Annotated in this window: 24 protein-coding genes and 1 riboswitch; of the genes, 16 read left to right on the plus strand and 8 right to left on the minus strand. The window is 35.4% G+C overall.

What is annotated here, in order from left to right:
- Positions 1-8 precede the first annotated feature (8 nt).
- Positions 9-1,871 (plus strand): NAD(P)/FAD-dependent oxidoreductase, encoded by a 1,863-nt coding sequence (locus NBE98_RS16320; RefSeq protein WP_250816078.1) that lies wholly within the window; start codon positions 9-11, stop codon positions 1,869-1,871.
- Positions 1,872-1,894: 23 nt separating this feature from the next.
- Positions 1,895-3,832: a bile acid Fe-S flavoenzyme BaiCD gene (gene baiCD / locus NBE98_RS16325; RefSeq protein ID WP_250816079.1), complete on the plus strand. Its 1,938-nt coding sequence runs from the start codon at positions 1,895-1,897 to the stop codon at positions 3,830-3,832.
- Between the two features lie 99 nt (positions 3,833-3,931).
- On the opposite strand, the gene cls is transcribed toward baiCD, so the two are convergent.
- From cls to NBE98_RS16340, 3 genes are read right to left on the minus strand one after another with little or no spacing between them, the layout of a single operon-like run.
- Positions 3,932-5,368: a cardiolipin synthase gene (gene cls / locus NBE98_RS16330; protein WP_250816080.1), complete on the minus strand. Its 1,437-nt coding sequence runs from the start codon at positions 5,366-5,368 to the stop codon at positions 3,932-3,934.
- Positions 5,369-5,397: 29 nt separating this feature from the next.
- Positions 5,398-6,300 (minus strand): YidC/Oxa1 family membrane protein insertase, encoded by a 903-nt coding sequence (locus tag NBE98_RS16335; protein WP_250816081.1) that lies wholly within the window; start codon positions 6,298-6,300, stop codon positions 5,398-5,400.
- 1 nt (position 6,301) lies between these two features.
- Positions 6,302-6,841: a TetR/AcrR family transcriptional regulator gene (locus NBE98_RS16340; RefSeq protein ID WP_250816082.1), complete on the minus strand. Its 540-nt coding sequence runs from the start codon at positions 6,839-6,841 to the stop codon at positions 6,302-6,304.
- Positions 6,842-7,131: 290 nt separating this feature from the next.
- On the opposite strand from NBE98_RS16340, the gene NBE98_RS16345 reads away from it, so the two are divergent.
- The gene (locus NBE98_RS16345) at positions 7,132-7,854 is read left to right on the plus strand and encodes an MBL fold metallo-hydrolase (RefSeq protein ID WP_250816083.1); all 723 of its coding nucleotides are present in this window, start codon (positions 7,132-7,134) and stop codon (positions 7,852-7,854) included.
- Between the two features lie 168 nt (positions 7,855-8,022).
- On the opposite strand, the gene NBE98_RS16350 is transcribed toward NBE98_RS16345, so the two are convergent.
- Together NBE98_RS16350 and uxuA are read right to left on the minus strand one after the other, a co-directional pair.
- A complete protein-coding gene (locus tag NBE98_RS16350; RefSeq protein ID WP_250816084.1) occupies positions 8,023-8,880 on the minus strand; it encodes an SDR family oxidoreductase in 858 nt (285 codons plus the stop codon).
- 1 nt (position 8,881) lies between these two features.
- Entirely contained in the window at positions 8,882-9,937 is a 1,056-nt protein-coding gene (gene uxuA, locus NBE98_RS16355; RefSeq protein ID WP_250816085.1) for a mannonate dehydratase, read from the minus strand.
- A 517-nt stretch (positions 9,938-10,454) separates the two neighbouring features.
- On the opposite strand from uxuA, the gene NBE98_RS16360 reads away from it, so the two are divergent.
- The 13 genes from NBE98_RS16360 to NBE98_RS16420 all read left to right on the plus strand — a co-directional run bounded on the left by NBE98_RS16360 (position 10,455) and on the right by NBE98_RS16420 (position 23,128).
- On the plus strand, positions 10,455-11,315 hold the full coding sequence (locus NBE98_RS16360) for an AraC family transcriptional regulator (protein ID WP_250816086.1): 861 nt from the start codon (positions 10,455-10,457) through the stop codon (positions 11,313-11,315).
- Between the two features lie 49 nt (positions 11,316-11,364).
- A complete protein-coding gene (locus tag NBE98_RS16365) occupies positions 11,365-11,976 on the plus strand; it encodes a histidine phosphatase family protein (protein WP_250816087.1) in 612 nt (203 codons plus the stop codon).
- Positions 11,977-12,008: 32 nt separating this feature from the next.
- Positions 12,009-12,557 (plus strand): bifunctional adenosylcobinamide kinase/adenosylcobinamide-phosphate guanylyltransferase, encoded by a 549-nt coding sequence (cobU, locus tag NBE98_RS16370; RefSeq protein ID WP_250816088.1) that lies wholly within the window; start codon positions 12,009-12,011, stop codon positions 12,555-12,557.
- Positions 12,558-12,572: 15 nt separating this feature from the next.
- Positions 12,573-13,319 (plus strand): adenosylcobinamide-GDP ribazoletransferase, encoded by a 747-nt coding sequence (gene cobS, locus NBE98_RS16375; protein ID WP_250816089.1) that lies wholly within the window; start codon positions 12,573-12,575, stop codon positions 13,317-13,319.
- 57 nt (positions 13,320-13,376) lie between these two features.
- Positions 13,377-13,556, plus strand: a riboswitch (cobalamin riboswitch).
- A gap of 144 nt (positions 13,557-13,700) precedes the next feature.
- On the plus strand, positions 13,701-15,194 hold the full coding sequence (locus tag NBE98_RS16380) for a cobyric acid synthase (protein ID WP_250816090.1): 1,494 nt from the start codon (positions 13,701-13,703) through the stop codon (positions 15,192-15,194).
- A complete protein-coding gene (gene cbiB / locus NBE98_RS16385) occupies positions 15,187-16,152 on the plus strand; it encodes an adenosylcobinamide-phosphate synthase CbiB (RefSeq protein WP_250816091.1) in 966 nt (321 codons plus the stop codon). Before NBE98_RS16380 ends, cbiB begins: the two co-directional genes overlap by 8 nt.
- Positions 16,153-16,164: 12 nt before the next feature.
- Positions 16,165-17,250 carry a pyridoxal phosphate-dependent aminotransferase gene (locus NBE98_RS16390; protein ID WP_250816092.1) on the plus strand — a complete coding sequence of 362 codons (1,086 nt, stop codon included), beginning with the start codon at positions 16,165-16,167 and terminating at the stop codon, positions 17,248-17,250.
- Positions 17,251-17,292: 42 nt separating this feature from the next.
- Entirely contained in the window at positions 17,293-18,384 is a 1,092-nt protein-coding gene (gene cobT, locus NBE98_RS16395; RefSeq protein ID WP_250816093.1) for a nicotinate-nucleotide--dimethylbenzimidazole phosphoribosyltransferase, read from the plus strand.
- A gap of 24 nt (positions 18,385-18,408) precedes the next feature.
- On the plus strand, positions 18,409-19,356 hold the full coding sequence (locus NBE98_RS16400; protein ID WP_250816094.1) for an ABC transporter substrate-binding protein: 948 nt from the start codon (positions 18,409-18,411) through the stop codon (positions 19,354-19,356).
- A 10-nt stretch (positions 19,357-19,366) separates the two neighbouring features.
- A complete protein-coding gene (locus NBE98_RS16405; RefSeq protein ID WP_250816095.1) occupies positions 19,367-20,413 on the plus strand; it encodes a FecCD family ABC transporter permease in 1,047 nt (348 codons plus the stop codon).
- A 4-nt stretch (positions 20,414-20,417) separates the two neighbouring features.
- Entirely contained in the window at positions 20,418-21,188 is a 771-nt protein-coding gene (locus NBE98_RS16410) for an ABC transporter ATP-binding protein (protein ID WP_250816096.1), read from the plus strand.
- A 19-nt stretch (positions 21,189-21,207) separates the two neighbouring features.
- Positions 21,208-22,596, plus strand: coding sequence for a cobyrinic acid a,c-diamide synthase CobB (locus NBE98_RS16415; protein WP_250816097.1), 1,389 nt, complete (start codon positions 21,208-21,210; stop codon positions 22,594-22,596).
- Positions 22,589-23,128 (plus strand): cob(I)yrinic acid a,c-diamide adenosyltransferase, encoded by a 540-nt coding sequence (locus tag NBE98_RS16420; protein ID WP_250816098.1) that lies wholly within the window; start codon positions 22,589-22,591, stop codon positions 23,126-23,128. Before NBE98_RS16415 ends, NBE98_RS16420 begins: the two co-directional genes overlap by 8 nt.
- An 84-nt stretch (positions 23,129-23,212) precedes the next feature.
- Here NBE98_RS16420 and NBE98_RS16425 read toward each other — a convergent pair whose 3' ends face one another.
- The 3 genes from NBE98_RS16425 to NBE98_RS16435 are packed head-to-tail and all read right to left on the minus strand — an operon-like array spanning position 23,213 to position 25,597.
- Positions 23,213-23,803 carry a chromate transporter gene (locus tag NBE98_RS16425; protein WP_250816099.1) on the minus strand — a complete coding sequence of 197 codons (591 nt, stop codon included), beginning with the start codon at positions 23,801-23,803 and terminating at the stop codon, positions 23,213-23,215.
- Positions 23,800-24,393 carry a chromate transporter gene (locus NBE98_RS16430; RefSeq protein ID WP_250816100.1) on the minus strand — a complete coding sequence of 198 codons (594 nt, stop codon included), beginning with the start codon at positions 24,391-24,393 and terminating at the stop codon, positions 23,800-23,802. Before NBE98_RS16430 ends, NBE98_RS16425 begins: the two co-directional genes overlap by 4 nt.
- Before the next feature lie 19 nt (positions 24,394-24,412).
- Entirely contained in the window at positions 24,413-25,597 is a 1,185-nt protein-coding gene (locus NBE98_RS16435) for an ROK family transcriptional regulator (RefSeq protein WP_250816101.1), read from the minus strand.
- Positions 25,598-25,715: the final 118 nt, after the last annotated feature.

A 25,715-nucleotide genomic window follows, 5' to 3' on the forward strand; every position in this document is an offset into this window, starting at 1 on the left:
TAGTATCTATGAAGATGTTTGAACCTGGAAGGATTGGAAACTTAGTGCTGAAAAACAGAATTGTTATGGCGCCTATGGGTATCGATTATGTTGATCCAGATCATGGGTTTTCACAAAAGTCAATCGATTATTATGCTGCTAGGGCTGAAGGCGGTACAGGCCTTATAATAACTGGGGCAGCATTGGTTTCAGATGAATATCAAAGCCTTAATAGTTTTTTCTTGTTAGATAAGGAAGATAAAGTAGATAGGGTTAAGAAGTTGGCTGATAGTGTACATGCTTTTAGTGGCAAGCTGTGCATTCAACTTTCTTTAGGCGCTGGAAAGATTGGCTATATTGGTGAGAATAATCCAAGCTTTTCAGTAGCAGAAATACACACGCAAGTAGAGGCTTTTGGAAGGGCTGCAGCATTGGCTAAAAGCGCTGGAGTTGACGCTGTGGAAATACACGGCTATGGCGGATATTTAATTGATCAGTTTCAAACAGCTTTATGGAACTCGCGAAAGGATGAGTATGGAGGCAGCTTTGAAAATAGAATGAGGATAGCACTTGAGGTAATAGAGGCTGTTAAAAAGAGCTGTGGCGAAGACTATCCAATTATCTATAAATTTTCTCCTGCTCACCTTATACCAGAAGGAAGAGATCTTGAAGAAGGAATTAAGGTGGCAAAGCTTTTAGAAGCTGCAGGAGTTTCTGCTCTTCACGTAGATATAGGTTGCCATGCATGTTGGCAAAATGCAATACCTACTATATATCAAGAACCAGCCCTTCATGAGAAATATATACAAGCTGTTAAGAAAGAAGTTAAGGTGCCTGTAATTGGCCATGGGAAATTAGGATATCCAGAGGTGGCTGAAAGAATAATTTCAGAAGGAACAGCTGACTTTGTAGCTTTAGGGCATTATTCCTTAGCAGACCCTGAATGGGCTAATAAAGTAAAAGAAAATAGAGAAGAAGATATTGTTCCATGCATTGGATGCAATGAATGCATGTTTTCCATTCTTTCAGGAGAACCAGTGGCATGCGGAGTGAACCCAAGCTGCGGTAGAGAAGCAGAGAAGCTGACTGAGGCAGAGGAAAAGAAATCCGTACTTGTTGTTGGAGCAGGTCCTGGAGGACTTGAAGCTGCCATAGTAGCAGCAAAAAGAGGACATAAGGTTACACTTTGGGATAAGGTTTCGAAACTAGGAGGAAATTTGATGCCGGCATCTGTTCCTGACTTTAAAGGGGATTTGAGAAGATTAATTAAATATTATGAAACTCAGTTAAGTAAATTAGGTATTCAAGTTACGATGAATAAAAAAGTTACGGCAGAAGAAATACTTAGGGAAAATCCTGATGCAGTAATAATAGGTACAGGAAGTAATCCTATTATACCAAGGCTTCCAGGTATTGATAGAAATAATGTATATACTGCAATTGACGTGCTTTCAAAGGGAGTACAACTAGGTGAGAACATTATAGTTGCAGGCGGAGGCTTTGTTGGCTGTGAGACAGCAGTTCATTTAGCTTCAAAGGGCAAGAAGGTTACTATAATTGAGATGAAAGAGCGCATCTTAGCAGAACCAATGGCCTTTAACAACCTATTAGCATTAAATACGATGGTAGCTGTAAATGGTGTAAATATTATGGCTGGCACAAAACTAGTTGAAATAAAGGCTAATGAAGCAATAGTAGAAAAAGCAGATGGTACTATAGAAAGTCTTAAGTGTGATTCTGTAGTGCTTGCATTAGGATTCAAAGCTTCAGAAAATTTGGCTGTAGAGCTTCAAGGAAAAATAAAAGAAATAAGTGTTATTGGAGATGCTTCTGCGCCGCGCAGAGTAAAGCATGCGGTTACTGAAGGTTATGAAGCAGCAAGAGCAATATAAGAAAAATAAGGAGTGGATCAAAAATGGTATTCAATAAATTGTTCAGTCCAATAAAAATTAGAGGTTTAGAGTTAAAAAACAGAGTAGTGTTTCCAGCTATGGGCACAAAGATGCCAACAGAAGATAAATTTGTAACGCAGCAGATTATAGATTACCATGCAGCAAGAGTTATAGGTGGCTGTGGGTTAAACTTTACAGAGGTATGTTCAGTGTATGCTCCAGCGTCCCCTAAAAAGTTTCTTTCAATTGCTGAAGATAGGTTTATTCCAGGGCTAAAAAAACTGACAGCTGCTATACACGAAGCAGGTGGAAAGGCCGGAGTTCAGCTATGGCTTGGTGGGCTTGCAGTTGGAAGCGATCCAGAAGCAATGATAATTGTTCCTAGTGATATGCCAGTGAAAGGCACAGAATATACAATACCGGGTGCAAGCCTTGAAACAATTAATGCTTCAATTAAAGCCTTTGGTGAGGCAGCCAGAAGAGCAGTTGAAGCTGGTTTTGACACTGTAGAATTTCATGCAGCTCATAATTATGTACCGCACTCATTTTTAAGTCCATTCTTTAACAAAAGAAATGACGAATATGGTGGAACTTTAGAAAACAGAGCAAGATTTTCAATAGAGTGCATAAAAGCTATTCGTGAAAATATACCTGAGGATATGCCTTTATTTATGCGTGTCGATGCTCAAGACGATTATTTAGAAGGCGGGCTTACCATAGAAGATATTATTGAATTTTGTAAATTGGCAAAAGCTGCAGGTGTTGACATCCTTGATGTATCTAGAGGAAACTTCTCAAGTGCGGCTATAAAATACGAGGTTCCACCAATCGATCTTCCAAGAGGTTTTAATGTGGATAATGCTGCAAGAATAAGAAAAGAAACAGGAATGGTTACTGTAGCTGTTGGAAGAATAAATGATCCTGCTCAAGCAGAAGAAATACTTGAAAGCGATAAGGCAGACATGGTAGTTATGGGACGTGCACAGCTTGCTGATGCAGAGTTTTGCAACAAGGCTAAGGCTGGAGCCGTAGAAAGCATAGTTAAATGTGTTGGCTGCAACCAAGGCTGCTATGATGGTTTCGTATCTCCAGAGATGCCGTTTATAACTTGCATGAGAAACCCAGCCCTAGGAAGAGAATCAGAATTTGCTATAGTTAAAACTGATACCCCTAAAAAGATATTGATAGCTGGAGGGGGATTGGCAGGACTTGAAGCAGCGATAGTTTTAAAAGAAAGAGGACATAACCCAATAGTTTGCGAGGCGTCAGCTTTCCTTGGTGGGCAGTTTATACTTGCTGGGGCTGCTCCTAGAAAAGAGGAAATGAAGGAAGCAGCAATAGCAATGGGAAAACAGGCAATAGAAAAAGGTGTTGAGGTTAGATTAAACACACTTGTAACTATAGAACTTATAGATGAAATTAAACCTGATGAGGTTGTTATAGCCATAGGTGCAGCCCCGATGAATTTGAACATTCCAGGAGGAAATCTGCCAAAGGTAACAAACTCCCATGACGTATTGTCTGGCAAGGCAGAAGTTCACGGAAAGGTAGTGGTTATAGGAGGCGGTCTTGTAGGTCTTGAGGTAGCTGAATATCTTCATGGAAAAGCCGATGAAATAACAGTAGTAGAAATGCTTGATGCTGTTGCTAAAGATTTAGGTCAGCTCAGAAGTATATGTGTTATGGAAAGCTTGTACTTCTCAGGAGTAAAGACACTTACAAAGGCAAAGTGCATAGAAATAAAAGAAGATACTGTTGTTATAGAAAGAGAAGGCAATAGAGAAGAACTTCCATGTGATTCAGTTGTTGTAGCCATCGGAGCAAGATCACGAAGCTTTGAAAAAATAGGCAAATATTGTGAAGATAAAGGAATTCCATATTATGCTGCAGGTGATGCAGTACGAGCAAGAAGAGCTTTAAATGCAGTTGCTGAAGCAAATGCTATAGCTAGAAGTATATAATAAACAAACAGGGACGGTTATCATTTTATTGTTCTTTTTATCTGAAAAGCAACTAAATGATAACCGTCCCTATTTTCCTACTTTCTATCTTTTTATTTTTTATAGAAAAGGTGATAAAAGTCTACATAAGCCTTCTTGTAATTTGATTCTTAATCCTCTTTTATGGTATGACTCCTTTGTTAGTAGCTTACTATGACCAAGGTCTTCTTCAAATATTTTACTGCATTCAGAGGAAAGTTGCTTATCGTAAATAAAGGTATTAATTTCAAAGTTTGAGGAAAAACTTCTCACGTCCATGTTGGCTGTACCTATTGAAGCTACCTTGCCATCAACTAATAGCATCTTGGAGTGCAGAAAACCTGCATAAAGGGATACTTTTGCACCGCACTCTAAAAGGTCTTTAATATAGGAGGTTGTAGCCCTATATACAAGAGTTCTATCAGGTATACCAGGGAGCATCACTTTTATATCCACTCCTGACAAAGCTGCTATTTTAAGAGCTTCTAGAAAAGAATCGTCAGGTATAAAATATGGAGTTTGAATAAATATACTTTCTTTGGCTGAGTTAATCATCTTAATGTAGGCTCTTTTAATCTGCTCTCCGTTTATGTCAGGACCGCTTGAAAGCACTTGCATTCCAACGCTGCCCTTTGATTGAATTACAGGGAAGAACCTGCATAGTTCATCACTATCCTGCTCATTAACATTTTTTGAGGCATAGGACCAATCCATTAAAAATCTCTCCTGAAGAGCATAAACTGCAGAGCCTGTAATCCTTAAATGAGTATCTCTCCAAGGAGTTATGCGCTTATGCATGCCTAAATATTCATCACCAATATTCATACCGCCTGTATATCCTATTTTACCATCTATAACAACAATTTTTCGGTGATTTCTATAATTGATACGGGTATAAGTTCCGAGTCCAACAGGTGAAAATCGATATACATTTCCGCCAGCATTTATTAAAGCAGTAAACATCTTATGAGGGGTGGAAATACTGCCTATATGGTCATAAAGAATTCGGACTTCTACACCTTCTCTGGCTTTTCTTGTGAGCAGCTTAACTATTTCTCTCCCAAGCTTGTCGTTGTTTATGATATAGTAAAGCATATTAATAGAGTCTTTTGCTTCCTCAATATCTTTAAAAAGAGAAGTGAATTTATCCCTTCCTCTAGTGAAGACTGCAACCTCATTATCTTGTGAATAAATGCTGTTGCCTGCATTAGCATTCATTTTTATAAGATCTTCATACTCAAAATTATACTTATGAATAGTATTTTTTGAGCTTAGGTGTTCCTTGTGGAGCCTCTTGTTATAAAGCTTATCAAACTCCATTTTTAGTCTGAAGGATTTCTTTTCATTAGGCCTTAGATTTCTTCCCAGTATAGGATAAAATATGAATCCAACTACAGGAAGGAAGGTAAGAAGGAGAATCCAGGAAAAAGCCGTAACAGGCTTTTTTCTTTCGATAAACAAAATAGCTATGATAGTTAAAAAATTTAAAATGTATATAGTTAATAGAATCCACGACATTTATCCTTCATACCTCCATTTAGCTTATTTTAGGATGATGGCTCACTAAGAGGTTTATTTTTTGAGCTGCTAGCTTTATTAATTATATATTTATTCATAAAAAGCTGCTGACCTAATTGAAAAACGTTTGAAATAATCCAATAAATTCCTAGCCCAGCTGGAACAGTAAATGAGATAAAACCAGTCATAATAGGTGAAATTAAAGTCATGCTATTCATCATAGAATTTTGACTTGGGTTAGTATTTTGCTGTGGAGTCTGATTCATTGAATATTTGGTTGAAATAAAAGTAGTAACTATAGCCAGTACCGGAATTATAAGTAGATACCAGGCCTGCATATCTGGAGAACTGCCAAAGAGCCTGCTAGGATCTAGTGAAGGTATTGCACCTAAGTTAATTCCAAAGAATTTCATGTTTAATAAGTTGTCCTGTGTAATCAGACCATTGGCGCTTGATAGCTTGTCTAGATTATGTGAAAAATAGTCGATTATGCTTAAGTCATGTAAATTTGATGACTTTACAGCTTCAGCAGGAATCATGCTAAAAATTTGACTGATAACATCCTTAGGGATTTTGAACATGTACTTCAGGGGCTGCGAAATTACATAATACAACGAAAAAAGTACTGGCATCTGTATTAAAAGAGGTAAACAGCCGCTTGCAGGATTTATTTTGTATTCCTGATATAGCTTCACAGTTTCTGCATTAAGCTTTTGAGGATCATTTTTATACTTCTTTTGAATCTCCTGTATCTGGGGTTGTATTTCACTTATCTTTGCAGTTGAACGATATTGCTTGATAGTTAAAGGGAGGACTAAGGTTTTAATAATGACAGTAAGCAAAATTATGGACAATCCATAATTCTTAAATGCCAAGGTATTATAAATTATTCTCAAAAAGGCACCAATAGGATAGGAAATAAAGTCAAGCACTTTAATAACACTCCTTTGTTAAGTGGATTAGTCTTTCCATAAGTTCTGCTTTTGTCTTCTCAGGGTATACATCAATTCCAAGTAGATTTGAGAAGGCTATGCCGTCGCAGGCAAGGCTTATTATAATACCTAAGATAGGGTCTTTTGATTTACTGATTTTTTCAAGCCACTCTTTACGGTTTTCAAGCACAGGCTCTAGCAGCTCTTGATTTAGTGCAAAGGCAGCTATAATTCCTGCCATAGTATTAGTATCAATTTTGGCTGTGCTAAATTGTTCTTCTATATAGGATACAAACCAATTGTTAGGTTCATTAGAAGATAAAGACTTTTCCCTTTCTGAAACTTTTGTTTCAAATAAGGCTATTCCGCTTTCTATAAGTCCTTTCATCAAGGCATCCTTGCTGCTAAAATGATATAGAAGTCCCCCTTTGCTTATGCCAGCCTCCTTTGCTACCTCCTCTAAGGTAAAGGAGCTTAAGCCTTTCTCAGTAATTAACTTGTTAGCTGCATCAAGAATCTTTTCTTTAACAGGATTGTTCATAATATCAACCTTTCTTATGGATAAATAAGTTCAACAATAAACTTAGCTTATTTTGAACTTATTTGTTCTTATTAAAATAATAGCTATATTATATAAATTACAACATAGCTATACCGGTTGGACGGTATATTAATATTATCAGACTATAAAGCGAATGTCAATTATAACCGTTCCACATTCCAGAATTATAGAGATATCGTTCTTGAAACCTTATTTACAGTTATATACAGTTTTCGTATAATGAAAATAGGTATAACTTTTGATATATACTTATATTTGGGGGAGAAATTATGGAACTTAAAAAGCTATCGAATAGAGTTTATTATTTACCTAGTGAAGAAGAAACTGATAGACCTGTGCTTGGATATATAAATGGGGATAAGTATTCATTAGCAGTAGATGCAGGAAATTCATGTAAGCACGTTGAAAAATTTTACGAAGAATTAAGGAATGCAAATTTAAGATTACCGGATTACACTGTTATTACTCATTGGCACTGGGATCATACTTTTGGAATGCATGCTGTGTCAGGAAAAACAGTTTCAGGAAAGCTTACAAATGAAAAATTAAAAGAGGTTGCTGAATGGAAGTGGTCTGATGAGGATATGAAAGATAGACTTAAAGCGGGTAAGGATATAGAGTTTTGTGACAAATGCATTAAGCTTGAATATCCAGATAGACAAAATGTAAAAGTTGTGACTTCAGATATAGAATTTAATGGAAAGTTAAAGTTTGACCTAGGGGGCATTCATTGCGAGGTAATGGAAGTAAATGCACCTCATTCAGAAGATTCGGTGATAATTTATGTGCCTGAAGAGAGAGCTGTTTTTGTTGGTGATGCAGATTGCGGAGATTACTATAATTATGGTGGTAAGTATGACAAGAATAAATTGCAAAGCTATATAGAGTTCATTAGAGAAATTGATTTTAATACTTGTTTATTGGGGCATGATAAGCCGGAAAGTAAAGAAGAAGTATTGAAGTATTTAGATGAACAATTGAATATCTTATAGGTTGAAACGAGGATTGAGCCTTAAGACCAATAAATTATAAATATAGGTGCCGTTTCTCTTGCAGCATAAAAAGTTAACTTTTTAAAAATATAACAATTTAACTTTTTAACATTTCACCTTTTCGTTCTGCAAGAGAAACGGCACCTATATTATTTTATATACAATTTATTAAACTCCTGAGTAAGCTGAGAATCCACCGTCAATTGGAAGGACCACACCATTTATAAAGCTTGAAGCCTCTTCGCAAGCTAGGAATAATAGTGCCCCTATAAGCTCTTCTGGCTCTCCGAATCTGCCCATTGGAGTGCTGTTTAAAATTTTGTTTGAGCGTGCTGTTAAACTTCCATCTGGATTCTTTAACAGCGCTTCATTTTGAGCTGTAACTAGGAAACCTGGAGCTATAGCATTTACTCTTATACCTACCTTTGAGAAGTGAACAGCAAGCCATTGAGTAAAGTTTGAAATAGCAGCCTTTGCTCCTGAATAAGCAGGTATCTTTGTAAGAGGAGTAAAGGCATTCATTGAAGAAACATTCAATATGCTGCAGCCTTTTCTTCCTATCATATCCTTTGAAAATTCCTGAGTTGGAAGCAGTGTTCCAAGGAAATTAAGATCAAATACAAATCTTATTCCTTGCTCGTCAAGGTCAAAGAAGGTAACAAGGTCTTTGTTTTCTTCAGCCAAATCCTCTGCATACAAATATTCTTTAGTTGTTGTTCCTTTAGGATTGTTTCCACCAGCACCGTTTATAAGTATATCGCATGGTCCAAGCTTTTCTAATACTATTTCATGAGCCTTCTTTAGACTTTCCTTATTAAGAACATTTGCCTCAACGCCTAAAGCAATTTTTCCTTTAGCTGTAACTTCAGAGGCTTTTCTTTCAGCGTTTTCTAATTTTAAATCAAGTATAGCTACCTTTGCGCCGCATTCTGCAAGGGCATCAACCCAGGAACCGCCTAATACTCCAGCTCCACCAGTAACTACAACAACCTTGTTAGTTAAGTCTATATTAAAGGGGATTTTCATTTTATTTTTCTCCTTTGCTTGTTTTTTCTAGTGTTTCCCATATTCCTGTGATGTACATTGCTCCTAGGGCTCTGTCATATAAGCCGTAGCCAGGTCTGCCAGTTTCGCCCCAAATCATTCTTCCGTGGTCTGGTCTTAAATAACCTTCATAGTTGTTCTTGTGAAGAGCCTTTATTATTTCAACAATGTCTAAGGAACCGCAAGGTGAATAGTGAGCGCTTTCTTCAAAGCTTCCATCTTCAAGAAGCTTTACGTTTCTAACATGCATAAAGTGTATTCTTCCTTGGCTTGCATATTTATCTACCATTCTCACTACATCATTGAAGCTGCCAGAGCCAAGTGAACCAGTACATAGTGTAAGTCCATTGTATTTGCTGTCAACAAGCTTTAAGAATCTATCCAAGCTTTCTTCATTAGTAATTATTCTTGGAAGACCAAATATATCGTATGGTGGATCATCTGGGTGAATTGCCATTTTAACATCGCACTCTTCTGCAACTGGAATGATTTCCTTAAGGAAGTATTCAAGATTGCTCCATAAAGCTTCTTTATCAACCTTTGCATATTGGTCAAATACCTGCTTAAGAGTTTCCTTAGTGTAGCTTGAATCCCATCCAGGCAGCGATAATTCTCCGCTTAGAGGATCCATCTTTTTAACTTGGTCCACATAGTAAACAAGAGCAGTTGAACCATCCTCTAATTCCTTATCAAGCTGTGTTCTTGTCCAGTCAAACACAGGCATAAAGTTGTAGCAGATTACTTTAACTCCAGCCGTTGAAAGATTTCTAATATTCTGCTTGTAGTTTTCAATATATTTTTCTCTTGTTGGAAGTCCAAGCTTTATGTCTTCGTGTACAGGAACGCTTTCAATAACGTCAAACTTTAGTCCTGAAGCTTCAACTTCAGCCTTAAGCTTAAGTATTCTATCCATGTCCCATACCTCGCCTACAGGTACATCGTAAATAGCGGTTACAATGCTGTACATGCTTGGTATTTGTTTAATGTATTTAAGAGTAACCTTATCGTCTTTTCCGTACCATCTGAATGATAATTTCATTTTACTATTCCTCCAAATTTAAATAATTTTTTATATTTGTTTAAATAATCGATTCTTTACTTTAAAGCGGTTAATAGTCATTATATGACTTAACTTGAATACCACAAGCTTCGTCAGGTCTAAAGGTTGGCAGAACCTAAAAACTTGAATAAGTTTTGGAAGATAAAAGCTTGTGATATTCAAGATTGTCAACAGGGTTATTAGTAGTGCAAACAAGTTTTAGTAAACTTAATTGGTGACAAACTTCCTTGGAAATAGGTGGAAGAGACAAAGGAAAATTGGAGCACTTTTTGCAATATACTCATAAAGAAGCTTTGCAGTTGCTCCTTTTAACATAAAATCGTTATCTAGCAAAATATCACCCTTTGAACTACTGTTAAAGTAAATATTTATTCTTAGGAATGTCTTTATTATAGCGAAAAAATTATTTTATTAATATGTTATTATTGCTTTAAAACTTGCAAAAAATGCTCAAGTAAAATAATATATTTATAGATTAATTTAGAAGGTGACTTAAATGAAAACCAAGACTCACAAGTATTTATCTCGACAGTATATGCTTTCAAGCGATTATGAAATTTTTCATTATTCAAGTAATGACATAGCACGAATAAGCCTGCACCATCACGACTTTTATGAATGCTATCTTTTTATTAGCGGAGATGTTACATATTTAATCGAGGGTAAAACCTATTATTTAAAGTCAGGTGATATTATATTGATAAACTCTAAAGAACTTCACCAAGCTATTGTGAATAATAAGGATGCAACTTATGAGAGAATTGTTTTATGGATGAATAGAAATTTTTTAAAGGAACTGTCAAGCAAAGAAACAGATTTAACTCTATGCTTTGAAGGTGAGGATAAAAAGAATGTGCTTAGAGCAGATTTTGATACCCAGCAAAATATAAGGCTGCTGCTAAATAAGATAATAAATCTTCAAAACTATAAAGGAATAGGCCATGAGCTTATTTATAAGGCATATATTGTTGAGCTTATGGTGTATATAAACAATATTGCTTTTAACAACAAGGAAAAGCTTATGGTGGATATAAAGAAAAGTAATATAATAGACGGGGTTATAGATTACATTAACGACCATCTTGAGGAGGATATTACAGTTGATGAGCTTGCAGAGCAGGTTTATTTAAGTAAGTTTCACCTTTCAAGGGAATTTAAAAAACATACTGGAACTACTATTCATAGATATATAGTTCAAAAGAAGCTTATAAAGGCTAAGGAACTTATACTTCACAACATACCTGTTATAGATGTTTACAAGCAGTGCGGCTTTGGAGACTATTCCAATTTTTTTAGAACCTTTAAAAATGAGTATGGAATTACCCCTAAGCAGTTTTATGAAGCTATGTCAAAGTAGCAAGATTATTAGTTATTATAAAATTTCTGTTTAATAGGAGATTAAAATCATGAATTTATATTTAGTACGACACGGGCAAACTGATAGTAATTTGAAAGGGCGATATCTAGGCGCCTTTGAGGACGAACTGTCTCAACTAGGTAAAGCTGAAATTGAAAAATCTAAAGATATAATTAAAAATTTGTGCTTTGACAAGGTGTTTTCAAGCGAAAGAAAAAGAGCTTTGGATAGCGCAAGAATACTTACAGATAAAGAAATCATTTGTGATTCCAGACTTAATGAAAGGGATTTTGGAATCTTTGAGAATAAGACCTATAAAGAAATTTGTATTAACTATCCTGTAGAAAGTAAGGCATGGGAAGAAAATTGGATAGACTATAAGATTCCCAAAGGTGAAAGCGTAAAAGAGGCCTATGAGAGAGCAGCAGCCTTCATGAAAATGCTAGAAAAAGAAAACTATGAAGATTGCCTTGTGGTATCTCATGGAGGCGTTATAAGACTGATATATTGCTACATTCTTGATGGAGATTTAAATAACTTTTGGAAATTTACTTCGAAAAATGGTAGTATATCAATAGCTAGATTTCAATATAACAATTGGCATATTGATTCCATAATACAACCAGATTTATTAACAGGTAAAGCAGCAAGTAATCTTTAACTTGCTGCCTGCCAGTGAAAAGGAGTGATAATTTGAGCAAAATAACATTAGTAACAGGTGGAAGCAGAAGCGGAAAAAGTACCTTTGGCGAGGAGCTTTTAAAGGAAAAGGACAAGGTGTTGTACATTGCTACCTCAATCATTACGGATGATGAGATGAGAGAGAGAGTTGCCATTCATAAAGAGAGAAGAAATAAAAATTGGGAAACCTTCGAAGGGTATAAGAACCTTAAAGAGGTTATAAAAGAATCCCAAAGCAAGTTTATTATGCTTGAGTGCGTAACTACCATGATAACAAATATTATTTTTGATAAATATATGGATTTTGATAATTTAACAAGAGAAGAAATTCAAAGCCTTGAAGAGAACATAAGTGAACAATTTAAAGAATTAATTTCTGCCTGCAGGGAGTTTGATAAGGAGCTTGTAATAATATCAAATGAAGTAGGCTTTGGACTTGTATCAGAGTACAAGCTTGGGCGTATTTTCACAGACATATCAGGCAGAATAAATCAACTTTTAGGCAGGTTAAGTGATGAGGCTTATCTAGTAGTAGCTGGTCTGCCGCTAAAGCTTAAATAGTCAAGGGAGATTGCTATGAAAAAATATTTATATGATTTCTTACTTATGCTTCAGCTCTTAACCAGAGTTCCTGTAAACAAGGCTCTTCCTTGTGAAAATGAGAATTTCAGAAATGGTGCTAACTTCTTTTGGCTAATAGGGCTTTTGCTTGGAATATTTCAATATCTTCTATTTACAGGAACAGCTAAATTAGTGCCAACAGCCTTTGCTGTCATAGCAATAATAGTCTTTGAAATATTGGTTACAGGTGCACTGCATATGGATGGCTTTGGGGATACCTGCGATGGTTTTTTTGCCTTTAAAGGCAAGGATAAAATAATAGAGATAATGAAAGACAGTAGAATAGGTACCTTTGGGTGTATTGGTATAGTATTAAATCTTTTAATTAAATATGAGGCCTATTTATTTCTATTAACAAAGAAAGATCCTATAGCTTTGCTAATAATACCTGTCATAAGCAGATTTTCTATGATACTTTTAAGCTATATTGGGAAACCAGCTAAAGAAAAAGGCTCAGGAAATTTGTTTATTAACAATGTTACCTTAAAGGAAGCAGTTGTAAATGCTCTATTTGCAATTGCAATTGGATTAGCTCTAGGACTTGTTTTTGAAACAGCAGCATTATTTATTGCAGCTGTAATTATAACTGTTCTCTTTAATTTGTTCTGTAATTCTAAAATTAACGGAATTACTGGCGACAGCTTAGGAGCAAATAATGAGCTGGTAATGCTTCTAAGCTTAATAATATTATCCAGCTTTTAACTAAGGATTCAGTTGACAATGATGAGGAAAGAAATTATACTTGAGTAAGAAAATGAAAATTTAATATTGAATTTAGGTGCCTTACAAAAGGTGAAAAGGGAATGCGGTTAGAGTCCGCAACAGCCCCCGCTACTGTAATTGATGACGAGTCTTTGGTTATCCACTCTATTTTTAGGGGAAGGAAGAAGATGAGGAGGAATCATAAGTCAGGAGACCTGCCTAAATTTGCGTGTTAATATGCTTTCGGAGGGAAGGCCTATTAGGGTGAGCTATAACTACTTATGAGATAATATATCTTTTGGTTATTTGTTAATTCTAGTGGCAGTACGTTTGAAGCGTACTGCCATTTTTATTTTATCTTTAATTTTAAGGAGGTGCACTATGGCAAAGATAATGATTCAAGGTACTGGCTCCTCAGTTGGGAAAAGCCTTATTGTTGCTGCGCTGTGTAGAATTTTTAAACAGGATGGATATTCGGTATGTCCTTATAAGTCTCAAAATATGTCCTTAAATTCCTATATAACCTTAGACGGCAAAGAAATGGGCAGAGCACAGGTGCTTCAGGCCTATGCTGCTGGTTTAGAGCCACAGGCATATATGAATCCCATACTTTTAAAGCCCACAGCAGATACTAAATGTCAGGTAATTGTAAATGGCAAAGTACATAGCAATGAGACGGCTGCAGGATATCACAATTTGAAGGTGCTTTTCAAGGATATGCTTAAGGAGCAGTTTTTAAAGCTTGAGAAGGATTTTGACATTATTGTTATGGAGGGAGCAGGCAGTCCTGCTGAGATAAACCTTAGAGACAGAGACATTGTAAACATGGGTATGGCAGAGCTTGTAGATGCACCTGTAATCATAGTGGGAGATATAGATAAGGGTGGAGTATTTGCATCTCTTGCGGGAACAATGCTTCTTTTAACAGAAGAAGAAAGAGAGAGAGTTAAAGGAACAATAATCAATAAATTTAGAGGAGACATAAAGCTTTTAGCTCCAGGCGTTGATATGCTGGAAGGCATAATAAAAAGACCAAGTATAGGTGTTGTGCCTTATTTTAACTTAATCCTTGAGGATGAAGATGGAGCCATGATGGAAATAAATAAAAACGTTACTGCACCTATAGATGTTGCGGTTATAATGCTGCCTCATATTTCAAACTTTACTGACGCTGACTGCTTAAAATGTGAAGAGGATGTGAGCGTTAGATTTATAACCAGCAAAGAGGAATTTGGTAATCCTGATTTGCTTATAATACCTGGAAGTAAAAACACTATAGAGGATTTAAACACAATAAGAAACTCAGGGCTTGAAGAAGCAATAGTTAAGTACAGCAAAAAAGGAAAGATACTAGGCATTTGCGGGGGCTATCAAATGCTGGGAAAAGAAATAAGAGACCCTTTGAACATTGAGAGCAATCTTGGAAGCATAAAAGGAATAGGTCTTTTAAATACTACAACAATTCTTGAGAGTGAAAAAGTAATGACCAGAGTAGAAGGACAAGTAAGCCTTGAAAATTTTAAAGGAAGCATATATGGTTATGAAATTCATATGGGTAAAACTGCAGCAGGAGAAGACAATAGCAGCTTGATAACAATAACTAAAGAGAATGGATTAAACACTAATAAGGCTGATGGAATTTTCAATAGAGAAGAAACTATCTTTGGAACTTACATACATGGAATATTGGATTCCACAGAATTTAGGCAGTATTTGCTTAACAAAATAAGAGCTGAAAAAGGCATGCCGCAAAGAAAGTCCCCTGTATATGAAGGCTTCAGAGAAGAAGAGCTAAACAAGCTTGCGGATATTGTAAGGAAATCCTTAGACATGAATAAAATCTATGAAATAATGGGACTAAAGCAGCATGAGTAATTTTATAGTAGCAAATTTAATAGATGTCCTTTTTGCTGTGATAATAGATTTTATGCTTGGAGATCCTTATTGGCTGCCTCACCCCATAATATATATCGGTAAATTAATAAAGTTTATTGAATGCAAAGCAAGAGCTGCTGCTAAAAGCAATGAAGCTTTAAAAAGCCTTGGCGGAATTATGGTACTTATAGTGGTGTTGGTCTGTTATCTATTGCCTGCTAGCTTATTGTACTTTTCATGGCCAATAAAACCGTTATTTCATATAATCAATATCCTTATTTTATGGACAACTATTGCAGCAAAATGCTTAAAGGATGAAAGCATGAAGGTTTATTATGCCCTTCTGAAGCAGGACATAGCTCTTGCTAGAAAATTCACCTCCTACATAGTTGGGAGAGACACTAAAAGCTTGGAAGAAAAAGAATTAATTAGAGCAACAGTAGAAACTGTGGCTGAAAATGCCTCCGATGGAGTAATTGCACCTTTGCTTTACGGAATTGTAGGAGGAGCACCTCTAGCCATGATGTATAAAGGCATAAATACAATGGATTCAATGGTTGGCTATATTAATGAACCTTATACTTATATAGGTTTTTTTCCAGCTAAAACAGATGATGTATTTAATTATTTGCCAGCAAGGATTACTGGTGTTTTTATGTGCCTTACAGCTCCAATTATGGGCTCCGGCATATTAAAAAGTTTTAAAATCATGTTAAGAGACAGAAAAAATCACAAAAGTCCTAACTGTGCTTATCCAGAAGCAGCTGTAGCAGGAATTTTAAAGGTTCAGCTTGGAGGCAATAATGTTTATTTTGGAAAAGTAGTTGAAAAGCCTACCATTGGAGACAAACTAAGAGAGCTTAAAAAAGAAGATATTGCAGCTGCTAATAGGATTATGTTTTTAACTGAAGTGATATTTGTTGCTGCTGCTGCAATTTTAATAATAGCAATTTTTTAAGGAGAAGGTTTGATGAGTAAGGAAAAAAGCTTTATAGAGCATGGTGGAGACATATATACAGAGGGCAAGTTTAAAGGGATTAATCTTGTGGATTTTAGCTCCAATATAAATTTTTTAGGAGTTCCTAAAAGCTTTAAAGAAAATGTTTATAAGGCCTTGGAAGATATAACCTGTTATCCGGATTTGAAATATAGAGAAGCGAAATTTCACCTTAAGGAATATTTAGGGGCAGAGATAAAGGAAGAAAACATTATTTTAGGCAACGGAGCAGCAGAAATAATAAATCTGGCTATTGGAGCATTAAAAAGACCGTGTATAGTTGTTCCATCCTTTTCAGAGTATGAAACTACAGCAAGAAGCTGCAGCGAAGAAATAGTATTTTGCAGCCTAAATGAGGATTTTACCTATAACTACAAAAGCATACTAGACAATATGGAGCGCTGCGATGGTTTGGTTATTGCAAACCCTAACAACCCTAATGGGGGAGTGATTGATAAAAAGTGCTTTGAAGAAATTATCGCATATTGTGAGGCGAATAAAAAGAAAATCATAATAGATGAAGCTTTTGTGGAGTTTGTTAGTCGTGATAATCAAAGCTTTATAGATAGCTGCGCTAACTTTAAATGTCTTTTTATTATAAGAGCCTTTACCAAATTCTTTGCAATGCCGGGAATCAGATTTGGTTATGGCGTAAGTTCAGATAAGGCTTTTATTGAAAAGCTATCTAAGACACAAATACCATGGAATATAAACAGCTTTGCAGAGACTGCCATAAAAACAGTTTTAAAGGATACAGAGTACATAAATAACTCTAAAGTACTGCTTTATAAAGAAAGAGAATATTTTTCACAAAAACTGAAGGGATTTAAGTTTATAGATAAGCTTTATGAAAGTCATGGGAATTTTTTTCTTCTAAAGCTTAAGGAAACCTCAGGAGAAGAGCTTTTCAATTTCTGCCTATCAAAAGGAATACTGATAAGAAGATGCAGAAATTTCAGAGGCTTGAACGATAGTTTTATAAGATTGGCGGTAAAAAGCAGAGAAGACAATAACAGGTTATTAGAAGTATTTATGAATTTCGAAAAGGTTAATTGCTAAAGGACCTTTAAGAGACAATTAGTCATGGAGAGGAGAATTTTTATGAATTTATTAAAAGAAACTATCAATTCCATAACTGCAAGTGATAAGGAGGCAATAAAAAAAGCCTGGAAGCATATTGATAATTTGACCAAACCCCTTGGAAGCCTTGGAAAGCTTGAGGAAATTGCAGCCAGATATGCTGGTATAACAGGGCAGGTTTTTAATAAGGTTAATAAGAAAAACATAGTGGTTATGTGTTCCGATAATGGAATTTGTGAAGAAGGTGTAAGCGCAGCAGATCAAATAATAACCAAAGTAATGACAAATGGTATTCCGGAAATGAAAACCGGCGTTGGTGTACTTGCTTCCTTTGCAGGTTCAGAGTTAACCGTTGTTGATGTTGGAGTTAATGGAGAAATTGATAACACAAAGGTAATAAATAAGAAAGTAAATAATGGCACTGCAAATATGTGCAAGGGCCAAGCTATGACCAGAGAAGAAGCAGTAAAAGCTATAGAAGCAGGTATAGAAATTACAGATAAGCTTTGCAGCGAAGGCTTTGATTTGCTTGGAACTGGAGAGATGGGAATTGGCAATACTTCTACCAGTGCAGCGGTTATAGCTTCGCTTTTAGAAATAGATATTGATGAGTTGGTTGGCAAAGGAGCTGGCTTAACAGAGGAGCAGTTTGAAAACAAGAAAAGAGTTTTGAAAAAAGCCTTGGAAATCAATAAGCCTAATAAGGAAGATGTTATAGATGTATTAAGCAAAGTAGGAGGCTTTGATATAGCAGGGTTATGCGGATGCTTTTTATCAGCAGCAAAAAATAACAAGGCAATAGTAATAGACGGAGTAATTTCCTGCTCAGCGGCACTATGTGCGTACCTATTAAAGCCAGAAAGCAAAGACTATATGTTCACCTCTCATAAATCTGATGAAAAGGCTGTAAATTATGCTTTTGAATATATAGGCCTGGAGCCGATTCTTCATTTAAACATGAGGCTTGGAGAAGGAAGTGGCTGCCCTCTTGCTTTTAACGTTATAGAGGCGGCACTTCATGTAGTTAACAATATGGCAACCTTTGACGGTATTGGCATAGACAATGAATCGAAGGATAAGCTCATTGATATAAGAGAAAAAGAAACAAAATAAGTTTAGAGAAAGAAGGAATATTAAATGAAAAAATTATTTAGAAATTTAACAGCAGCACTATTAGCAGTAATAATGATGGTATCCTTTGCTGCTTGCACAAGCACAAGTACAAAGGAAAATGCCAGCAAAACTACAAAGGAAGCTTCAGGAACTAAATATCCACTAACAGTTAAAGATTCCAAAGGAAAAGAAGTGATAATAGATAAGGAGCCAAAGAGAATTATTTCTGTTGCTCCAAGTATTACAGAAATAGTTTATGCTCTAGGTAAGGGCGACTTACTTGTTGGAAGAACAGATTATGATGATTATCCAGAGAAGGTTAAGAACGTTGAAAGCATTGGATCCCTAACAGATCCAAATGTAGAAAAAATAATTGAATTAAAGCCAGATGTTGTTATTGCATCAACACATTTTAAAGATGATGTAGCTAAAAAGCTAGGAGATTTAGGAATAAAAATCGTTGTGTTTTATAATGCAAAGGACTTTACTGGAGCATATGAGTCAATTGATACTTTAGGACAAATATTAAATGCTCAAGACAGTGCTAAAAGCTTAGTAGCTTCAATGAAGAAAAAGATTGAAGCTGTTGAGGAAAAGGTTAAGGGAAAAGAAGCTCCAAAGGTTTACTATGTTGTAGGCTTTGGTAAAGATGGAGACTATACTGCTACTGGAGATACCTTTATAGCTCAAATGATTGGAATGGCTGGAGGAAAGAACATTGCAAAAGATGCCTCAGGTTGGAAATACAGCCTTGAAAAAATTATAGAAAATAATCCTGAATATATTGTTATATCAAAAAACTTTGGAATGAAGGATCAGTTTATAGGAACTGCTGGCTATAAAGAATTGTCTGCTGTAAAGAACAATAAGGTAATAGAAATAGATGATAATCTTTTAAACAGACAGGGTCCAAGACTAGCAGAGGGCGTTGAAGCACTAGCAAAAATACTTCATCCAGAACTTTTTAAATAAGGTGTAAAGCATGAAAAAAATTGTGGTAAAGAGAAAAAAAATGGTTTTTGCAGTGTTACTGCTAGTTTATGCAGCAGTTGCTATTGCAGCCACTGCCATGGGAAGCGCAAATATAACTCCATATAATGTTTTAACTGCAGTTTTAAAATCTTTACCAGTTATAGGGGAATATATTAAAGGAAATGTGTCTAATACACATTTCCTAATTATATTTATGGTAAGGCTGCCGAGAATTGTAATGGCCAGTCTGGTAGGAATGGGGCTTTCAGTAGTAGGCGCTTCCTTCCAAGCTCTATTTAAAAACCCTATGGCAGACCCATATGTGCTAGGTATATCCTCAGGAGCAGCTTTGGGTGCAGCTATTGCTATAGTTGTAAAGCTTCCAGGAAATATTGCTTCTTTGAGTATTGTAACTATATTTGCTTTTATTGGTGCTGCAGCTACAACTATTTTAGTTTATTCTATAGCGCAGGTTAGAGGGAAGGTAACAACTACGAATCTATTGCTTGCAGGAAGCGCAGTTAGCTTTTTAATGTCAGCCATGATTTCAATAATAATGGTTTTTAATCAGGAAGAAGTCAATAAAATAGTGTTTTGGATGATGGGAAGCTTTAATGCTTCAAGCTGGAAAAATATTTTTATAACAGCTCCAGTTGTACTTATTGGAACGGCGACTATTTTCTTTTTTTATAAGGATTTTAACTTAATGCTTACTGGAGATGATACAGCCAAAACTCTAGGTGTTGATACAGAAAAACTCAAAAAACTTATAATACTGATTTCTTCACTGATTATGGCTGTCAGCGTTTCTTTCTCAGGAATAATTGGGTTTGTAGGCTTTCTGGTGCCGCATATGATGAGAATTATTTTGGGTCCAAATAATAAAGCTCTAATTCCATTTTCAGCCTTAGGAGGAGCACTGTTTTTATTATTAGCAGATACAGCAGCAAGGACTATAGCTGCACCAGCAGAATTGCCTGTTGGAGCGGTTACAGCTTTAATAGGGTCTCCATTTTTCATATATCTTCTTATAAAAATGAAGAGAAGGAGTGGATAGAGGGATGCAGCATATAAGCGTGAAAAATCTTAGCTTTGCTTATGCAGGAAAAGAAATTTTAAAGGATATAAGCTTAGATTTTAACAAGGGTAAGTTTTATTCCATTATTGGACCTAATGGGTCAGGGAAATCCACTTTTATTAAAAATATTTCAAAGATACTAGCTCCAGCACAGAAAACTGTATTTATTAACGAAGAGGATATACTAGGTTTTAACAGCAAAAATCTAGCTAAAAATATGGCGGTAATTCCTCAAAATATTATGATTGACTATGAGTTTACGGTTTTTGATATAGTTATTATGGGAAGGAGCCCCTATAAAAGAAGATTTCAAGACTTTGATATAGAAGATAAAAAGATAGCTCAAAGGTATATGGAACTTACAAATACATGGCAGTTAAAGGATAAGCTTATTACACAGTTAAGCGGCGGCGAGGTGCAAAGAGTAGTGGCAGCAAGAGCCTTAAGTCAGGAAACAGATATTATCCTTTTAGATGAACCTACCTCTCACCTTGACATACAGTATCAGGTAGAATTTTTAAGCATATTTAAGAGCTTGAAAAAAGATAAGGTTATTGTTTCTGTGCTGCATGATTTGAATTTGGCTTCCATTTTTAGCGATGAACTTATACTAATCAACAAAGGACAAGTTGCTGCAATGGGAAAGCCTTGGGAGGTTATAAATAAGGAAAATATTAAAAATGTTTATAATCTTACAGTGGAAGTCTTTGAAAATCCTATTAGCAAGTGTCCATATATAATTCCTATTGTATAGGAAGGATGAGGGGGTAAGAATGAAAAGTATAATAATATCCTCAAATTGCAGCGGAGGCGGCAAAAGTACTTTTACTTTGGCGCTGATGAAGGCATTGCTTGATAGAGGTTTTCAGGTTCAAGGCTACAAGACGGGTCCGGATTATATAGATACTGCCTTTCATACGCATTTGTGCAAAAAAGCTTCAAGAAATTTAGATTTGTTTATGATGGGTGAGGAAGGCGTAAAAGCATCATTTTCAAAAGGTAAAGGAAATGTAGGCATAATTGAGGGTGTCATGGGCTTGTATGATGGTTTAGGCTATGACAGCAAATATTCTACCTATCATTTATCGCAGGTATTAAATGTACCTATAATAATAGTAATTACACCAAAGGCTCAAAGCAACACTCTTTGTGCAGAGCTTCTCGGTCTTTTAAATTATGAAAAGGCAAATATAAAGGGAGTAGTTCTTAACAATGTTAATGAAGCTTATTATGAGCTTTTGAAAAAGATGATAGAAATAAATACACCATTAAAAGTATTAGGCTATATGCCCAGCGATGAAAGAATTGAACTGGGAAGCAGGCATTTAGGTCTTGTTCAAAGCAGTGAAATTGAAGACTTGGATAAAAAAATAGCTATTGCTGCAGGCATTTTGGAAAACCATGTGGACGTAGAAGAAATAATAAACTGCCTAGTAGAAACAGAAGAGCTTAATAAAAGTGATTATGCTGAAATCAAATATGATAATCTGATTTTTAATTATCAAAGCAAACCGTTAAAAATAGCTTATGCTTACGATAAGGCTTTTAGCTTTTACTATAAAGACAACCTGGAGCTGTTTGAAGAAGTGGGTCAACTAATTCCTTTTAGTCCTATGAAAGATAAAAAGCTGCCTGAGGATATAGATTTTCTTTATATTGGCGGCGGTTATCCAGAGGTTTTTGAAAAGGAGCTAAGCAGCAATAAAGAACTGTTAACAGATATAAAAACTAAATTGGATAAAGGGCTTCCGGCCTATGCAGAGTGCGGCGGGCTGATGTATTTAACTAAAGGCTCGGAAGCTAGCAGGCTGGTTGGATTCTTCAACGGTCTATATAAAATGAGTGACAGACTTGTGAATTTTGGGTATGCAGAACTGCAGGTGACAGAGGAAAACCACATCTTTAAGAAGGGTTTAAAGATAAATTGCCACGAATTTCATAAAAGCTATGTAGAAGTAGAAGAGCCTGTCATATTTACATTAAATAAAAACTACTATGGCTATGAAAGAAGCTGGAAGTGCGGCTATGTTAAAAAGAATGTGGTTGCAGCCTATGCACATGTTAATTTTTATGGAAACATGGAATTTTTCTATAGTCTAATTAATCTGGCGTACAGAATAAAAAATAAAGAGTTCAAGGGAGGAAGAAATATTAATGGATAAGTTGGAAAAGGGATATGTTCAAGTATACACTGGAAATGGAAAAGGAAAGACAACCGCAGCCATAGGCCAAGCAATGAGAGCTGTAGGAAATGGACTAAGGGTATACATGCTTCAGTTTCTTAAAACTGATCCCACAGGAGAGCTTGAAATCTCAAAGCTTATAGGAGATAAATTTCAGATTTTCAGATTTGAAAGTAAAAAAGGCTTCTTCTGGACTCTTAATGATGCTGAGAAAGCTGTTTTAAAGGAAGAAGTAAACAGAGCTTATGAATTTGCAGTAGAAGTTATTAAAAACAACAGCTGTGATGTGTTTATAATGGATGAGATTATGGGCATTCTTTCAAACAAGCTTTTAACAGAACAACAGGTTATAGAACTAATAGATAACAAACCAAGCTCTATGGAAATTATTTTAACAGGAAGAAATGTACCAGCTTCTATAAAGGATAGGGCTGATTTAGTGACAGAAATGAAAGAAATAAAGCACTACATGGAAAAAGGTGTTTTTTCAAGAGAAGGAATTGAATATTAGGGTAGTTTACATAAAAGGATGCATCTGACAGAATATACTTAAATGAAGCAAGAGGCAGGAAACTTTCCCTGCCTCTTGCTTCATTTATTTAATATAGTAAAATAATACACCTATTGCTCCAGAACCAAGAAGTACAAGTATAGGATGAAGCTTGAACTTTATAAGAGCAATTAAACTTATTACAAAGATTATTGCTCCTTCAAAGTTTATGATGCTAAGTGGATTAGTAGCTAAGGCTTTTCCAAATGAACCTGTTGATACAACACTTTCATGGAAAAAGGCAGTTTTTGCAACTACAATTGCTGCAGAAAGAATAAGCCCTGCAATCACAGGTCTAATACCATAAAATATCATGATGTTTAGTGGATGCTTTTGAAACTTAAAGAAAACATTTGAAATAATAAGGATAAGCAGCAAGGAAGGTAGTGCAACACCAAAGGTTGCTACTATTCCACCCCAAAAACCAGCTGCTTTATAACCAACAAAGGTTGCAGAATTAACCGCAATTGGTCCAGGAGTCATTTCAGCTATTGCGATTATATCAATAAATTCTGAAGAACTAAGCCAATTATTTGCTTCTAGTTCACTTTGGATTAAAGGAATCATGGCATAGCCGCCGCCAAAGCTGAATAATCCTATTTTGAAAAAGGAAATAAATAACTTTAAAAATATCATTTCTTATCACCGCCCGTATTAACAATTTTTTCTGAAACCTTTGGAAATAACTTGTATATTGTTATTCCTATCAATGCGCCGCCAACTACAGCAATTATGGCATGTACATCAAAAATTGTTACTAGTGTAAGAGTTGACAGCATAATAATTGCACCAATTTTGTCTTTAACAGAAGATTTGCCGATTTTTAGTCCAGCTATCAGTATTAGCGATACTATAGCAGGTCTTATTCCTGAAAAAATTGCTTCAAATACAGGGTTATTGTTAAATATTGAAAAAAATGCAGCAATAAGAGTAATGATTATCACTGAAGGCAGTATAACTCCTGCAGTAGCGGCAATTGCACCAGCCCTACCAATAATCTTATATCCGATAAAAGTGGATGTATTAATTGCTATTGCACCAGGCAATGATTGAGAAACTGCAAATACATCTATAACTTCTTCTTCTGTCACCCATTTTTTATTGGTGACTATTTCTCTTTCAATCAGAGGAATCATGGCAAAGCCGCCTCCGAAAGTAAAGCAGCCAATTTTAAAGAAACATAAAAACAGCTCAAATAACATTTTAAACTTATCTTTTCTTAACATATACATCCCCCATATAGTATTATTTGCTTAGTAAGTCTTCAAACACCATAGCCGCAGAACCTAGAGCTATAGAATTATCTTGAAAATTCCCTCCTTTATTAAAAATAATCTTGCTTCTATCTTTAAGATAAAATCTTTTAGATGCTGTTGCTGTAGCTACGCTATAAAATAGCGGCGAGTATTTAATTAATGGACCGCTTAAGATAACAAGCTCAGGATTTAATAGATTAATATAATTAGCAAGGGCTAAACCAAAAACTGATGCTGAGTTGGTTATTACTTCTTTAGCGAGCTCATCTCCATTTTCAGCCATTTTACAGATATCCATATACGTAATTTCATCTAAAGGTTTAGAAGAACTAGTATTTCTTCCAATCTTTACTTTTGATATAAATTTATTTTTTATGGCATTAATAGAACAATAGCATTCCACGCATCCATAGTTTCCACAGCTGCATTTGTCACCGTCCATATCAATTACCATATGACCAAAGGAATCTTCAGAATCGGTAGTAGTTCTAATCAAGCTTCCAGAAGATATAATTCCTGTTCGTACTCCTATGCCTAAGTTAAAATAAGAAACACTTTTAAAGCTACTTCCTGCACCAAATAATTGTTCAGCCAATACCGCACAATTAGCACCATTATCAATAAAAGCGGGAAGATTTAAATTCTTCTCAATTTCCATCTTTAGTGGAAAGTTGACCCATTCATTTGAAGGGAAATTTCTCGGGTTTAAAATTAGCCCTTTTTCTCTATCAAGAGGCCCTACTGTGCCAATTCCAATACCCAACACCATTGACTTAGGTATGGACAGCTGGTTTAGCTTCTCAGTTATTGTATTACAAATTACCCTGACACTTTCCTGAGGTGAAGAAATAGGCAGAACCTTTTCTAAAAATATATTGCTTATATTAAGGTTTGTAATAACTACGCGCAAATAAGTCCGTGATATATCTACTCCAATGACATAAAAATCTTTAGGATTTATATCATATAAAGTTGGTTTTCGCCCACCGGTAGATTCACCAATGGCAGATTCGATAATAAGCCCTTCATCTATTAATGGTTTTATTGCACGCTGCAATGTACTTAATGTCATGTTGCCGATAAGTAAAAGTTCGCTTTTAGCAATGGGACCTTTTTTTTGTATTAAACTTAATAAAAGTTTGCTGTTTTCATTGAAATAACTAAGTTTATGCATAGAATCCTCCATATGGCATAATGTAGCATATGCATATATAATAACACTTTTATTCAAAATAGCAATAAGTTTTAAAGGAGTTGTATAAATTATTTTGATTTTTGAATAAATGAACAAA

Source organism: Clostridium swellfunianum (assembly GCF_023656515.1).
GTDB lineage: Bacteria > Bacillota > Clostridia > Clostridiales > Clostridiaceae > Clostridium_AT > Clostridium_AT swellfunianum.